This is a genomic window from Sphingomonas sp. GW821-FHT09E03 (assembly GCF_059416225.1).
This window is the reverse complement of the sequence record NZ_JBWKOS010000002.1, coordinates 427801-441553: the sequence shown is the minus strand read 5'-3', so window position 1 is coordinate 441553 and position 13753 is coordinate 427801. Positions and strand designations below refer to the sequence as shown.

Here is a 13753-nt window from a genome sequence, read left to right as displayed (position 1 = left end):
GAAAAGCAGCCGCCCTGGACCCCAGCTTGCGCGGGGACCACGACGCCTCACCCGTCGCTGGCGCGCTCGATATCGGCGCCGACGGCGGACAGCTTCTCCTCCAGCCGCTCATAGCCGCGGTCGAGGTGATAGACCCGCGCCACCGAGGTCTCGCCCTCGGCGGCAAGACCAGCGAGGATCAGGCTCATCGAGGCGCGCAGGTCGGTCGCCATCACCGGCGCGCCGGTCAGCCTGGCGACGCCCTTGACCACCGCGGTGCGGCCATGGACCTGGATATCGGCGCCCATCCGCGCGAGCTCGGGGACGTGCATGTAGCGGTTCTCGAAGATCGTCTCGGTGAGCACGCTGGTGCCCTGCGCCAGGCACAGCATCGCCATGAACTGCGCCTGCATGTCGGTGGCGAAGCCCGGGAACGGCGCGGTTGACAAGGTAACGGGCTGGAGCGGGCCGCTCGCCGCCACCCGAATGCCGTCCTTGGTCTCGTCGACCGAGACACCGGCCTCGCGCAGCGCATCGATCGTCGCCTGCATGTCGGCCACCGAGACGCCGACCAGCTCGAGCGAGCCGCCGGTAGTCGCCGCGGCGCAGGCATAGCTGCCCGCCTCGATCCGGTCGGGCATCACCGCATAGGTGGCGCCATGGAGTCGGTCGACGCCCTCGATTTCCAGCGTCTCGGTACCGATGCCGCTGATCTTCGCGCCCATTGCCACCAGGCAATTGCACAGATCGACGATCTCGGGCTCGCGGGCGGCATTCTCGATGCAGCTGCCGCCCTTGGCGAGCACCGCGGCCATGATCACATTCTCGGTGGCGCCAACCGAGACCACCGGGAAGCGATAGCGCCCGCCGCTGAGGCGGCCTTGCGGCGCGGTGGCGCGGACATAGCCTGCCGCCATCTCGAGCTCCGCGCCGATCGCCTCCAGCGCTTTCAGGTGGAGATCGATCGGGCGATTGCCGATCGCGCAGCCGCCGGGCAGCGATACCGTCGCCTCGCCGGCGCGCGCGAGCACGGGGCCGAGCACCAAGATCGAGGCGCGCATCTTGCGCACGATATCGTAGGGCGCCTCGGTTGAGGTCAGCTGGCCGGCACGGATCGTCATCACCCGGCCGAAATCCTCGGGTCGCGACCCTTCGATCTTGGTCGAGGCGCCGAGCTGGTTGAGCAGATGGCCGAAGCCGTCGACATCGGCGAGCCGCGGCAGATTCCGTAGCGTCAGCGGCTCGTCGGTGAGCAAGGCGCAGGGCATCAGGGTAAGCGCCGCGTTCTTGGCGCCGGAAATGGGCAAACGGCCCTCGAGGCGGTTGCCACCGCGGATCAGGATACGGTCCATCACCAAAGGCTCTAGCGCGCTGCCCGGCGCGTGCAAGGCCGGCAACCATCGGGCCGCCATGATCATTGGGGCCTTGTTAGGTTGATCAACTTTAAGGCAAAGATTTCCGAGCCTTGTTACATGCCACGGATAAAGGGGGAAAAATTCGCGTGGGCAGCTGTTTCGTCGATCGCATCGGCGAACTCATTGAACTGACGGCGGCCGAGATGGTGGCCCTAAGCGGATTGGAACAACGCGAGCGCGCGCTGCGGCGTGGCGCGGTGCTGCTGCGCGAGCACGACAAGCTTGCCGACATGTTTATCGTCCGCCGCGGCGTGCTGATGAGCTTCGTGCTGCTGCCCGACGGCAGTCGCCAGATCCTGCGCTTCCTGTTTCCCGGCGACCTGATCGGCGTCTCGTCGCTGGTATACCGCACCTCGACCGAATCGATCGCGGCGCTGAGCGAGGCGGTGGTGGCGCCGTTCGATCGCGCGCTGATCGGCACGCTGATCGCCGAGCACCCGCGCCTCACCGGCGTGCTGATGGCGCTGCACGAGATGGAGCGGGTGATCCTCACCGATCGGCTCGCGGCACTCGGCCGCACCTCTGCCAAGGTGCGGGTGGCGTCGCTGCTGATCGAGATCCGCAACCGCCAGCGGATCGGCGACCGCAACATCGGCGCGTCCTTTGCGCTGGGGCTGACCCAGGAGGAGATCGGCGACGCCACCGGGCTGACCTCGGTGCACGTCAACCGCATGCTTCGCCAGCTCGAGGAGGAAGGGATGATCAGCCGCACCGGCGGGCGGTTCACCATCACCAACGAGCCGGCGCTGATCCGCGCCGCCAATTACATCGACCGCAGCAGCCGGATCGATCTGGGATGGCTGCCTGCCGCCAAGTGACCCGCCTGCCGTAACTCGGCCGGTTCAGCCGAAGCAGCTCAGGCTTTCTCCAGCGTGCATTGCAGCGGGTGCTGGTTCTGGCGCGCGAAATCCATCACCTGGCCGACCTTGGTTTCCGCGACCTCGTAGCTGAACGTGCCGCACACCCCGACGCCCTTCTGATGGACGTGGAGCATCACCCGCGTCGCCGCCTCCATGTCCATGCGGAAGAAGCGCTGCAGGCACAGCACGACGAATTCCATCGGCGTGTAATCGTCGTTGAGCATCAGCACCCGGTAAGGCGTCGGCTGCTTGGTGCGGGTGCGCGTCTTGGTGGCGACCCCGGTGCCGCTGCCGTTGCCGCCAGCGCCGTCGTCGGAACCGTCGTCGGGGCGACCGGCCATGGTTAAAGGTGAAAGCTGCATGATGTTAGGGAAATATGGCATGCCGGGGGGTGGGGGCAAGAGGCGCGGCCGACTTAAAGCGCGCCGGGATCGGCAGCAGCCCTGATCGGTTCCGCTCAGCGCGTGCGGACATAGGCGCCGGGCGCGTCGCCGAGCGCGGGCAGTGTGCCCTCCCCCGGTATCCGGGCGCCGGTCGCCGGCACCCTGACATCGCCGTGGCGATGCAGCCAGGCGCTCCAGTCGGGCCACCAGCTGCCCTTGGTCTCGGTGGCACCGGCGACGAAGGCGTCGAGCGTGTCCGCGGGGGCATCGTTGGTCCAATATTGGTATTTGCCCGCGGCCGGCGGGTTGACCACGCCCGCGATATGCCCCGATCCGGCGAGCACGAAGCGCATCGGGCCGCGGAACAGCCGGGTGATCGACCAGACGCTCGCCGCCGGCGCGATATGATCGTCGCGCCCGGCCTGGACGTAGCTCGGGGTGGCGACTTGGGAGAGATCGAGCGGCACGCCGCGGATTGACAACGCGCCGGGCTGCACCAGCAGATTGTCGCGATACAGATCGGTGAGATAACCGAGATGCCAGTCGAGCGGGAGGTTGGTGGTGTCGGCGTTCCAGTGGAGCAGGTCGAACGGCGGGTAATCGCGCCCGAGCAGATAATGGGTGGTGACATAGCTCCAGATCAGGTCGCGGCCGCGCAGCAGGTTGAAGGTCGCCGCCATGTAGCGACCATCGAGAAACCCCTCGGGCGAGACCGCGCGGATCAGCGCCAGCGCGTCGTCGTCGACGAAATGGGCAAGATCGCCCGCTTTGGCGAAATCGACCTGCGCGGTGAAGAAGGTAGCGCTGGCGATCTGCTCGGCCTGCCCGCGCGCGGCAAGCCAGGCCAGCGTCGCGGCGAGCGTGGTACCGGCGACGCAATAGCCGATCGCGTGCACCGCGGGCACCGCCAGCAGCGCGCGGATCGTCGCCACCACCTCGGCCTGGGCAACGACGTAATCGTCCCAGCTCACGTCCTTCATCGTCGCGTCGGCCGACTTCCACGACACCGCGAACACGCTGATCCCCTGCGCCACCGCCCAGCGGATGAAGCTTTTCTCCGGGGTGAGATCGAGAATGTAGAAGCGGTTGATCCACGGCGGGAAGATCACCAGCGGGGTCGCGAGCACCGTGTCGGTGGTCGGCGCGTACTGGATCAGCTCGTACAAAGGCGTGCGCTTGATCACCTTACCCGGCGTGGTCGCGAGGTTGCGGCCGAGCTCGAAGGCGTTGCCGTCGGAGTGAGTAAGCTGGCCGCGGGCAAGATCGGCGAGCATGTGCTGCAGCCCGTCGAGCAGGTTCTGGCCGTTGGTGGCGATCGTCCGCTCGATCACCTCGGGGTTGGTGAGCGGGAAATTGGCCGGGCTGATCGCGTCGACCAGTACCCTGGTGGCGAAGCGCCATTGCTCGCGCTGCCGATCGGGCAGATCGGCGAGCGCATCGACCTCGCCGAGCATGCGATCGGCGAGCAGATTGTAGCTGCGCCGGATCCAGTCGAACCAGGGATCGTCGCGCCAGGCGGCCGCGGTGAAGCGCCGATCGCGGGGATCGCCCTCCGACGCGGCGGGCGGGGGCGGCGCCGCAGCGGGGTCGAGCCAGCGCTGCCACAACGCGATGCCGTCGTTCCCGTAACCGCGGCTCCGCGCCAGCGCCGCGGCGGCCGGCGTGTCCGCCGGCACCGCGGCCTCGGCGAGATCGAAGCCTTGCTCCATCATCATCTGCTGCGCGCGGCCGAGCACCCAGGTCCACTGCTGCAGCTCGGCGAGGCTCGGGATCGCAGTGGGTGGGTGGTCGGCAGGGTCCGCCATGGCTTTCCTCTTGGGCCAACGCCTTAGCCGCTCAGCCGGCGCAAGGGAAAGAACTTCGCTCGTCCCACTTCGCCCTCAAGCCGAGCTTGGTTCAGCATCCATGGCCTGCACGATCCGCGCGCTTGACGGCCGTGAGGGGCTATGGATCCTGAACCAAGTTCAGGATGACCGGGGGTAAGAAGGACGCGTTATCCCTAGCGGTGGATGCGGAAGGTGACGCCGACGGTGCGCGGGTCGCTCGGTGTCGCCAGGATCAGCCCGGAGTTGCCGGCCTGGACGGTGACATTCTGGATGTAATCCTTGTCGAGCAGGTTGCGCGCGAACACCGCCAGTTCCCAGCCCTCGGTCGAGCGATAGCCGATGCTGCCGTTGACCACCGTATAGCCGTTGATCACTGTATAAGCGGAGCCGGTGGGATCGCCGAACTGCCGGGTGCGGGTGTTGGAATCGACATGGAGGAAGCCGCTGCCGGCGTCGCCGATCGGCTGGGCGTAATCGGCGCCGAGCGTATAGGCCCATCTGGGCAGGCTCGGCAGTTGCTGGCCTGACAGATCGCACACCGCAGTGGTGTTGCCGATCCGCTCGATCGGGCACGGCGCCGCCGGGTAGGAGGCGTATTTGCCGTCGGCATAAGCGACGCTGGCGCGCAGCGTCAGGTTGCGGGTCACCGCCGCGGTGGCGTCCGCCTCGAAGCCCTTCACCGTTACGCGCGGGATGTTGGCGAGATAGGTGCGCAGCGCCGCGGCGGCGCCGGTATCGGTGACATTGGCCTGGAAATCGGTGACGCGGGTGTAGAAGCCGTCGACGTTGAGGATCAGGCGGCGATCGAACAGCCGGGTCTTCACCCCGACCTCGTAATTGGTATTCTCTTCGGGACGCACCACCGCGGTGTTGAGCGCGGGCAGGTTCTGGTTGTTGAGCGGCAGGCCGGACATGTTGATCCCGCCCGATTTCGCGCCGCGCGCGAAGCTTGCGTAGGTGAAGATGTCGCCCACCACCTCGTAGGAGATGTTGGCGCGGCCGGTCAGCGCACCATCGTCGACCTTGGCATCATAGCTCTGGCCGCGCAGGATCGACAGCTTGGCGGCGTTGAGCGCGGCGTTGGTGGTCTGCAGCCCGCCGAAGGTGAAGGTGTCGTAGGTGCCCTTCTTGTCCTCATAGGTGTAGCGCAGGCCGCCGGTCAGCGTCAGCCGGTCGATCGGGCGCCAGTTGACCTCGCCGAATGCGGCATAGCTGTTCGACTGGAAGTCGGTGCGCCCGTCGGTGCCATAGCCGTCAAGCAGATTGGCGGGGACGGCGACCGCGGCGGTGCCGGTGCCGGTGGTGGTGCCGATCAGCCAGCGCGCGGCCTGCGAGCCATAGATGGAGATCGGCCGTCCGATCACCCGCTGGCGGAAGAAATACAGCCCGCCGACATAGCTCAGGGCATGATCGCCGTTGGAGGCGAAGCGCAGTTCCTGGCTGTACTGGTCCTGCCGCGACGGGATGTGCTGCTCGGTCTGGATCTGGATGCCAGTATAATCGCGATCGTTGGCCGCATCCCAGTTCCAGAACCGCCAGGCGCTGACCGAAGTCAGCGTTACCGTCCCGAGGTTCCAGTCCGCGATCGCGGAGACGCCACCCTCGTTGGTGTCCACGCCGAGCGCCGCGTCGATGTCGGTCTTGCGGTCATAGGGGTTGGTGCTCGGCGGGGCATAGCCGAACTGCGCGGCAAGCCCGGCCGGCCCGCCATATTGACGCGAGGCGGTGCGGAACATCGTCGGGTCGGTGCCCGTCGTCGGCCGCACCGCGACATCGTAATAGACCTGGGTGCAGCAATTGCTCTGGAAGTTGGTGAAATCGGCGGTGAGCCGCACCGACAGATCGTCCGACGGTTTGAACAGCAACTGGCCGCGGATCGCCTGGTTGCCGATGCCGTTGTTGTCGCGCCCGGTGCGGACGTTGTCGATCACGCCGTCGCGTCGGGTACTGACCACCGACAGGCGGCCGGCGAGATTGTCGCTGATCGGGCCCGACACCGCCGCCTTGGCCTGGACGAAGTTGAAGCTGCCGTAGCTGATCTCGGCCTGGCCCTCGGACGTGAAGGTCGGCGCGCGGGTGGTGATGTTGATCGCCCCGGCGGTGGTGTTCTTGCCGAACAGCGTGCCCTGGGGGCCGCGCAGCACCTCGATCTGCTCGATGTCGCTGAAATCGAACGCCGCCGTCGCCGGACGCGCGTGATAGACCTGGTCGACATAATAGCCGACGCCCGGCTCCAGCCCGTCATTGGCCTGGCTGACCGCGACGACGCTGCTGCCGAGGCCGCGGATGGTGAAGGCGGTATTGCGTGGGTTGGCCGAACTATAGTTGAGCGCCGGCACCAGCTGCGAGAGCTGCTGGGTGTTCACCGTGTAGGAGCGATCGAGCAGATCGCCGCCGACCACCGACAGGCCACCCGGTACGGCTTGAGCATCCTCCGAGCGACGCCGCGCGGTGACGAGGATGTCGGGCAGAGCGGCGGAGCCGCTGTCGCCGGCGACGCGGGTCGGGCGGGTCGCCGCGGTGGAATCCTCGCCGGTCGCCGCGACACCGTCTTGCCCCGGCACCGCCGACCCGGTGTCCTGCGCCATCGCCGGTGTGGACAGCGCGCACGCCAATGCCGCCGCCGAAATCATGCCGCCGAGCCGCTTGCCCATTCGTTGTCCCCGTTATGCCGTGCCACACGCGGACGTTGCCGCGTCATTCCCTGATATATTTGGCCATATACAGGCGCCGCGGCAGCGGGAAAGCCCCGATCGTACCGTTCCATCATCCCAGCGAACGCTGGAATCTCTCACCGATCCTGCCTTCACATCATCGCCAGCGATCCCGACGCTCGGCAAGGTGACGGACAGAGCCCGCAAGTTCATGCCGCGAAAGGATGGTCTCGCGTTGCGCTAGAGCGTAGGAAGGCGACAGAAAGGTGCCCCATGTCCGACGATTTCTATCGCATCCGCCGTCTGCCCCCCTACGTCATCGCCGAGGTCAACGGCATGCGAGCGGCGGCGCGCGCGGCCGGCGAAGACATCATCGATCTTGGCATGGGCAACCCCGATCTGCCGCCGCCAAGCCATGTGCTCGACAAATTGTGCGAGGTGGCGATGAAGCCGGACGCGCACGGCTATTCGCAGTCGAAGGGCATTCCCGGGCTGCGCCGCGCCCAGGCGAACTATTACGGCCGCCGCTTCGGGGTCGATCTCGATCCCGAAACCGAGGTGGTGGTGACGATGGGCTCCAAGGAAGGGCTCGCCAGCCTCGCCACCGCGATCACCGCGCCGGGCGACGTGGTGCTCGCGCCCAACCCGTCCTATCCGATCCACACCTTCGGCTTCATCATCGCCGGCGCGACCATCCGCGCGGTGCCGACCACGCCTGACGAGCATTATTTCGAGAGCCTCGAGCGGGCGATGAACTTCACCGTGCCGCGGCCGAGCATCCTGGTGGTCAACTATCCGTCCAACCCCACCGCCGAGGCGGTGGACCTCGCCTTCTACGAACGGCTGGTCGCCTGGGCGAAGGAGAACAAGGTCTGGATCATCTCCGACCTCGCTTATTCCGAGCTCTATTACGACGGCAATCCGACGCCCTCGATCCTCCAGGTCAGGGGCGCCAAGGACGTCGCGATCGAGTTCACCTCGCTCAGCAAGACCTATTCGATGGCCGGTTGGCGGATTGGCTTTGCGGTCGGCAACAAGCAGCTGATCGCGGCGCTGACCCGGGTGAAGTCATACCTCGATTATGGCGCGTTCACGCCGATCCAGGCCGCCGCCTGCGTTGCGCTCAACGGCCCGCAGGATATCGTCGAGAAGAACCGCCAGCTCTACCAGCACCGCCGCGACGTGCTGGTCGAGAGCTTCGGCCGCGCCGGCTGGGACATTCCCTCCCCGCGCGCGTCGATGTTCGCCTGGGCGCCGCTGCCGCCGGCGGTGGCGCATCTCGGCAGCCTCGAATTCTCCAAGCAATTGCTCACCCACGCCAAGGTCGCGGTGGCACCGGGCGTCGGCTATGGCGAGAACGGCGAGGGTTTCGTGCGCATCGCGATGGTCGAGAATGAGCAGCGGCTGCGCCAGGCGGCGCGCAACGTGAAAAAATATCTGCAGTCGATGGGGGTCAACACCCCGTCGCGCAACGCAGGGTAAGATATCCTCGTCGCCCCAGCGCAAGCTGGGGTGACGGCATTGTTTAGACCCGGCCGAGATGCTGCGCGAAGCGGCTCGTCTCGGCGGGTGCCAGGCGGCGGATGTCGAGGACGTTGACGCCGGACAGCGCGACGCTGCCAAAGCCGCGCTCGCTGGTCTCGATGACGATGCCGCTGCCGGTCGAGCGCAGCGCGCTCCACGCCACTTCGCGCACCGCGATCCGCGCGCCCGCGCGCTTCATCACGGCCACCCGGCCGTCGCGATCCACCGCCAGCGCGCCAGCGCCATCGGCGCCGACCACGGCGCCCTGGGTGGCAAAGCCGGCGAGCGCCTGGTCAGCGGCCTCGGCGGCTTCCTCGGGCGTCTCGATCTTGGGCGCGCGGCGGCCGAACAGTCGCCACGCCAGCGCCACCAGCACGAGCACGACGATCACCGCGCCCGCGGCGACCGAGAGGGTGAGGCTGTCGACGCGGAGGATCATTGCGGCGCGGCGAGCGCGTCCAGCGTCGGGCGCATGCCCGACAGGTCGTAACCCGCCTCCGCCGCCTGGCGAACCAGCAGCTCGGGGTTGCGCCCGGCCTTGGCGGCGGCGAGCGCCCACAGGTTGCAGCTGCGCGTACCCGAGCGGCAATAGGCCAGCACCGGGCCATCGGCGGCGGTGAGCGCCGCGGTCATCGCATCGATCTGCGGGTGGCTGAAGCCGGCGTGGGTGACCGGGATCTCGGCATAGGCCATCCCGGCCGCCTCGGCCGCGGCGCGGATCGCGGCGCCCGACGGCTGGCCCGGCTCCTCGTCGTCCGGACGGTTGTTGACGATCGCGACGAACCCCGCCTCCTTGAGTGCAGCGACATCTTCGGGGGTGATCTGGGGGGCGACGCTGACGCGTTCGTTGACGGTGCGAATATCGGCCATGACGGCTCCTTAGAACGATTTACCGCGCCAGGGAAACGCCCGATCGCGCTTAAGAGGCGTCGCGGATCACGTCGAGAAAGGCGTCGCCATAGGCATCGAGCTTGCGCGCGCCGATGCCGGTGAGCAGGCTCAGCTCGGCGCGCCCCGCCGGCCGCCGTGCCGCCATGTCGCGCAGCACCGAGTCGTGGAAGATCACATAAGGCGGCACGCCGGCCTCCTTGGCGAGATCGCGGCGACGCGCGCGCAGCGCTTCGAACAACGGATTATCCGCCGGGTTGCCGGCGGCGGGCGCCTGGCCGCGGCGCTTGCGCTCGCGCTTGGGCGGCACCACCAGCGACAATCGCTCGCCGCCCTTGAGCAGCCCGCGCGCCCCGGGGCCGAATTCGAGCCCGCCATGATGGTTGGTGCGCAGCCCGTCGCGCAGCAGCAGCGCGCGGAACACCGGTTTGATCAGCGCCGCCTCGTCACCCTCGACGATCCCCCACACCGACAGATTTTCATGACCGTTGGTCATGCTGCGCTCGGTCGACTGGCCGAGCAGCACCTGCTCGATATAGCCCGCGCCGAACATCTGCCCGGTGCGGAACACCGCGGAAAGAACCTTCTGCGCGGTCTCGGTGGCGTCGATCGCGTCGGGCGAGCCCAGGCAATTGTCGCAATTGCCGCAATCCTCCTGGCGGTCCTCGCCGAAATGCTTGAGCAGGATGCGCCGCCGGCACCCCGCCGTCTCGACCAGCGCGCCCAAGGCCTGGAGCCGCGTACGCTCGCCGGGCTGGCGCTCGGGCTCGACCTCGCCGATCCGCTGGCGCGCGCGGGCGAAATCCTCGGCACCCCAGAACAGATGCGCCACCGCCGGATCGCCGTCGCGCCCGGCGCGGCCGGTTTCCTGATAATAGGCCTCGATCGACTTCGGCAGCCCGGCATGGGCGACGAAGCGGACGTCCGGCTTGTCGATGCCCATGCCGAAGGCGACGGTGGCGCAGATCACCATGTCTTCGGATGCGACGAAATCGGCCTGGTTCTTCTGTCGAATGTGCGGCTCGAGCCCGGCATGATAGGCGCGCGTCGGCCGGCCGGTGCGGCCCAGCGCCTCGGCGAGCTTCTCGGTCGCGGCGCGAGTCTGGGCATAGACGATGCCGGGGCCGGGCTGCGCCGCGATGACGTCCGCGATCTGCTTGGCGGTGTTGGCTTTGGGCGTGATCGCATAGCGGATGTTGGGGCGATCGAACCCCGAGACGATCAGGCCGTCCTGCGGGATGCCGAGCTGCTGGAGGATGTCGGCGCGGGTATGCGCATCGGCGGTCGCGGTGAGCGCCAGCCGGGGCACGTCCGGAAAGGCATTCATCAGCGGCGCGAGCAGGCGGTAGTCGGGCCGGAAATCATGGCCCCATTCGCTCACGCAATGCGCCTCGTCGATCGCGAACAGCGCGATCGGCGCACTGCCGAGCAGCTCGCGGAAATGGGTGGTCGAGGCGCGCTCGGGGGCGATGTAGAGCAGATCGAGTTCGCCGGCGCGGAACCGCGCGATCGTCTCGCTGCGATTCTCATCGGCACTGGTCAGCGTGCCGGCGCTGATCCCGACCGCCTGGGCGGCGCGGAGCTGATCATGCATCAGCGCGATCAGCGGCGAGACGACGACGCACGTCCCCTCCATCATCGTCGCCGGCAGCTGGTAGCACAAGGACTTGCCGGCGCCGGTCGGCATCACCGCGAGGGTGCTCTGGGAGGCGAGCACACGGTCCACCACCTCGCGCTGGACACCGCGGAAGTCGGGAAAACCGAAGATGCGCTGAAGATTGGGAAGGGGGTCTGCGGACACCCAGCGCATATAGCGAAAAGCGCCCGCGCCGCCAGCCTGGGATCGACCGCCGGGACGCGCCCCCCCCCATGACAACCGTCATCCCAGCGAAAGCTGGGATCTCGTACGGTGAAAGCGCGACAGGTGGCGTGCTTGCCTTCCCCTCCGTTCGCCCTGAGCCTGTCGAAGGGCATGGGTCTCACCGTGCTTCGACAGGCTCAGCACGTACTGAATGGAAATACCTCACTTGCAGACTGGCGATTTCCTGGCGGGAGCCGTTACTTCCCCGCCGGCGTCGCTGCCGCCGCCGCAGGCGCGGTCCCGTCGCTCTGCAGCCCCAGGTCCTTGAGCAGCGGGCCGACGTCGGGATCCTTGCCGTAGAAGGCGCGGAACATCGGCGCGTAATCCTCGGTATGGCCCTTGGAGAGGATCATGTCGCGGAAACGCTGGCCGTTGGCGCGGGTGAGGCCGCCGTTGCGCTCGAACCAGTCGAACGCGTCATTGTCGAGCATCTTGGTCCAGCTGTAGGCGTAATAGCCGGCCGAATAGCCGTTGCCCCAGATGTGGAGGAAGTAGCTCGAGCGGTAGCGCGGCGGCACGTCGGTAGTGTCGAGCCCGGTGTCGGCGAGCGCCTTGGCTTCGAACACGTCGACGTCCTGCTTGGGCGCCGTCGCCGGGAGCGAATGCCACGACATGTCCATCTCGGCCGCCGCCAGCGCCTCGCCGAACGAATAGCCCGAGTTGAAGGTGCCGGCCTTCTTGATCTTGTCGACCAAGGCTTGCGGGATCACCGCGCCGGTCTTGTAGTTGACGGCATAGTGCGGGAGCACCTTGGGATCGAGCGCCCAATGCTCGTTGAACTGCGAGGGGAATTCCACCCAGTCACGCGCGGTGTTGGTGCCCGAGACCGAGGGATAGGTCTGGTTGGCGAACAGGCCGTGGAGCGCGTGGCCGAACTCGTGGAACATCGTCGTCACGTCATCGAAGCTGATCAGCGCCGGCTGGCCGGCGGCAGGCTTGGTGAAGTTGCCGACATTGTAGATCACCGGCTTGGTGCCGAGCAGGAACGACTGATTGACGAAGTTCGACATCCAGGCGCCGCCCGACTTGTTGTCGCGCTTCCAATAATCAAAATACATCAGCCCGAGCGGCTTGCCGGTATAATCGGTGACCTCATAGGTCATCACGTCGGGGTGATAGACCGGCAAGTCGGTGCGGCGCTTGAAGGTGAGGCCGTAGAGCTGGTTGGCGGCGTAGAACACGCCGTCGGTGAGCACCTTGTTGATCTCGAAATAGGGCTTCAGCTCGTCCTGGTTGAGATCGTATTTCGCCTTGCGCACCTGCTCGGAATAGAGGTCCCAGTCCCAGGGCTTGAGCGCGAAATCGCCGCCGGTGGCCTTGATCTGCGCCTGGAGCTCGGCGGCCTCGCGGCGCTGCTCGGCGGCGACCGGCGCGCCGAGCTGCTTCATGAAAGCCAGCGCCGTGGCGGGGTTCTTCGCCATCTGGTCGGTGAGCACGTAATCGGCCCAGGTCGGGAAGCCGAGCAGCTTGGCCTTTTTGGCACGGAGCATCGCGATCTGGGCGATGGTATCGCGGGTGTCGTTGGCGTCGCCCTTTTCGGCGCGAGTCCAGCTGGCGTTGAACAGCGCCTCGCGGGTGGCGCGATCCGTCAGCGAGGAGCCGCTCGGCTGCTGGGTGGTGTTCTGCAGCGGCAGCACGTAGCGGCCGGTGAGCCCGCGCTCGGTCGCGGTGCCGGCGGCGGCGGCGATCTCGGCGTCGGACAGGCCGGCGAGCCGGGCCTTGTTGTCGACCACCAGCGCCCCGGCCTTGGCGGCGGCGAGCAGCTTCTGCTGGAACGCGGTCTCCAGCGTCGACAGCTGGCTGTTGTAGGTGCTGAGCGTCAATTTGTCGGCGGGCGACAGCTGCGCGCCGGCGCGCACGAAGCCCTGGTAGTTCAGGGTGAGCACCTGGAGCTGCTCGGGGGTAAGCTTCAGCGACGCGCGCTGATCGTACAGCGTCTTCACCCGCGCGAACAATTTGGGATCGAGGCTGATCGCGTCCTGGTGCGCGGCGAGCTTGGGGGCGAGCGCCGCCTGCGTCGCCTGCAACGTGTCGTTGGTGTTGGCCGAGACCACCCCGCCGAACGCCAGCGCGACACGCTCGAGCATCCGCCCCGAGCGCTCCATCGCGGTCACGGTGTTGTCGAAGGTCGGCGCCGCGGGATTGTTGGCGATCTTGCTGATCTCGGCGCGCTGCTCGGCCATGCCGGCGAGGAAGGCGGGCTGGTAATCGGCGTCCTTGATCCGGTCGAACGGCGGCGCCTCGAACGGCAGCGTGCTCGGGCTGGCGAAGGGATTGCCCGCCGGCGCGACCTGCGCGAGCGCGGTGGACGACAGCAGCGTGAGCGCCGCGGCGGCGACGAGCGATAAACGATGCATCAAGAC

10 protein-coding genes are annotated in these 13753 nt (G+C 67.5%); 2 read left to right on the top strand and 8 right to left on the bottom strand.

Annotated elements, in window-relative coordinates:
- Positions 1 to 47: 47 nt before the first annotated feature.
- The gene (gene murA / locus AC07M8_RS06415; protein WP_495173540.1) at positions 48 to 1331 is read right to left on the bottom strand and encodes a UDP-N-acetylglucosamine 1-carboxyvinyltransferase; all 1284 of its coding nucleotides are present in this window, start codon (positions 1329 to 1331) and stop codon (positions 48 to 50) included.
- 206 nt (positions 1332 to 1537) lie between these two features.
- Between murA and AC07M8_RS06410 the strand changes: the two genes are divergently transcribed.
- Entirely contained in the window at positions 1538 to 2212 is a 675-nt protein-coding gene (locus tag AC07M8_RS06410) for a Crp/Fnr family transcriptional regulator (RefSeq protein ID WP_495173539.1), read from the top strand.
- Between the two features lie 38 nt (positions 2213 to 2250).
- On the opposite strand, the gene clpS is transcribed toward AC07M8_RS06410, so the two are convergent.
- The 3 genes from clpS to AC07M8_RS06395 all read right to left on the bottom strand — a co-directional run bounded on the left by clpS (position 2251) and on the right by AC07M8_RS06395 (position 7117).
- Positions 2251 to 2595, bottom strand: a complete 345-nt coding sequence (gene clpS / locus AC07M8_RS06405; protein ID WP_267397160.1) for an ATP-dependent Clp protease adapter ClpS — start codon at positions 2593 to 2595, stop codon at positions 2251 to 2253.
- 116 nt (positions 2596 to 2711) lie between these two features.
- On the bottom strand, positions 2712 to 4442 hold the full coding sequence (locus tag AC07M8_RS06400) for a PHA/PHB synthase family protein (RefSeq protein ID WP_495173538.1): 1731 nt from the start codon (positions 4440 to 4442) through the stop codon (positions 2712 to 2714).
- A gap of 194 nt (positions 4443 to 4636) precedes the next feature.
- Positions 4637 to 7117 carry a TonB-dependent receptor gene (locus AC07M8_RS06395; protein ID WP_495173537.1) on the bottom strand — a complete coding sequence of 827 codons (2481 nt, stop codon included), beginning with the start codon at positions 7115 to 7117 and terminating at the stop codon, positions 4637 to 4639.
- A gap of 273 nt (positions 7118 to 7390) precedes the next feature.
- On the opposite strand from AC07M8_RS06395, the gene AC07M8_RS06390 reads away from it, so the two are divergent.
- Positions 7391 to 8599, top strand: a complete 1209-nt coding sequence (locus tag AC07M8_RS06390) for an LL-diaminopimelate aminotransferase (protein WP_495173536.1) — start codon at positions 7391 to 7393, stop codon at positions 8597 to 8599.
- A 43-nt stretch (positions 8600 to 8642) separates the two neighbouring features.
- Here AC07M8_RS06390 and AC07M8_RS06385 read toward each other — a convergent pair whose 3' ends face one another.
- From AC07M8_RS06385 to AC07M8_RS06370, 4 genes are all read right to left on the bottom strand, one after another.
- The gene (locus AC07M8_RS06385) at positions 8643 to 9080 is read right to left on the bottom strand and encodes a hypothetical protein (RefSeq protein ID WP_495173535.1); all 438 of its coding nucleotides are present in this window, start codon (positions 9078 to 9080) and stop codon (positions 8643 to 8645) included.
- Positions 9077 to 9511 carry a protein tyrosine phosphatase family protein gene (locus tag AC07M8_RS06380; protein ID WP_495173534.1) on the bottom strand — a complete coding sequence of 145 codons (435 nt, stop codon included), beginning with the start codon at positions 9509 to 9511 and terminating at the stop codon, positions 9077 to 9079. The genes AC07M8_RS06385 and AC07M8_RS06380 overlap by 4 nt, the downstream gene beginning before the upstream one ends.
- A gap of 49 nt (positions 9512 to 9560) precedes the next feature.
- Positions 9561 to 11339 (bottom strand): DNA helicase RecQ, encoded by a 1779-nt coding sequence (recQ, locus tag AC07M8_RS06375; protein ID WP_495173533.1) that lies wholly within the window; start codon positions 11337 to 11339, stop codon positions 9561 to 9563.
- A 248-nt stretch (positions 11340 to 11587) separates the two neighbouring features.
- On the bottom strand, positions 11588 to 13747 hold the full coding sequence (locus AC07M8_RS06370) for a M3 family metallopeptidase (RefSeq protein ID WP_495173532.1): 2160 nt from the start codon (positions 13745 to 13747) through the stop codon (positions 11588 to 11590).
- Positions 13748 to 13753 lie beyond the last annotated feature (6 nt).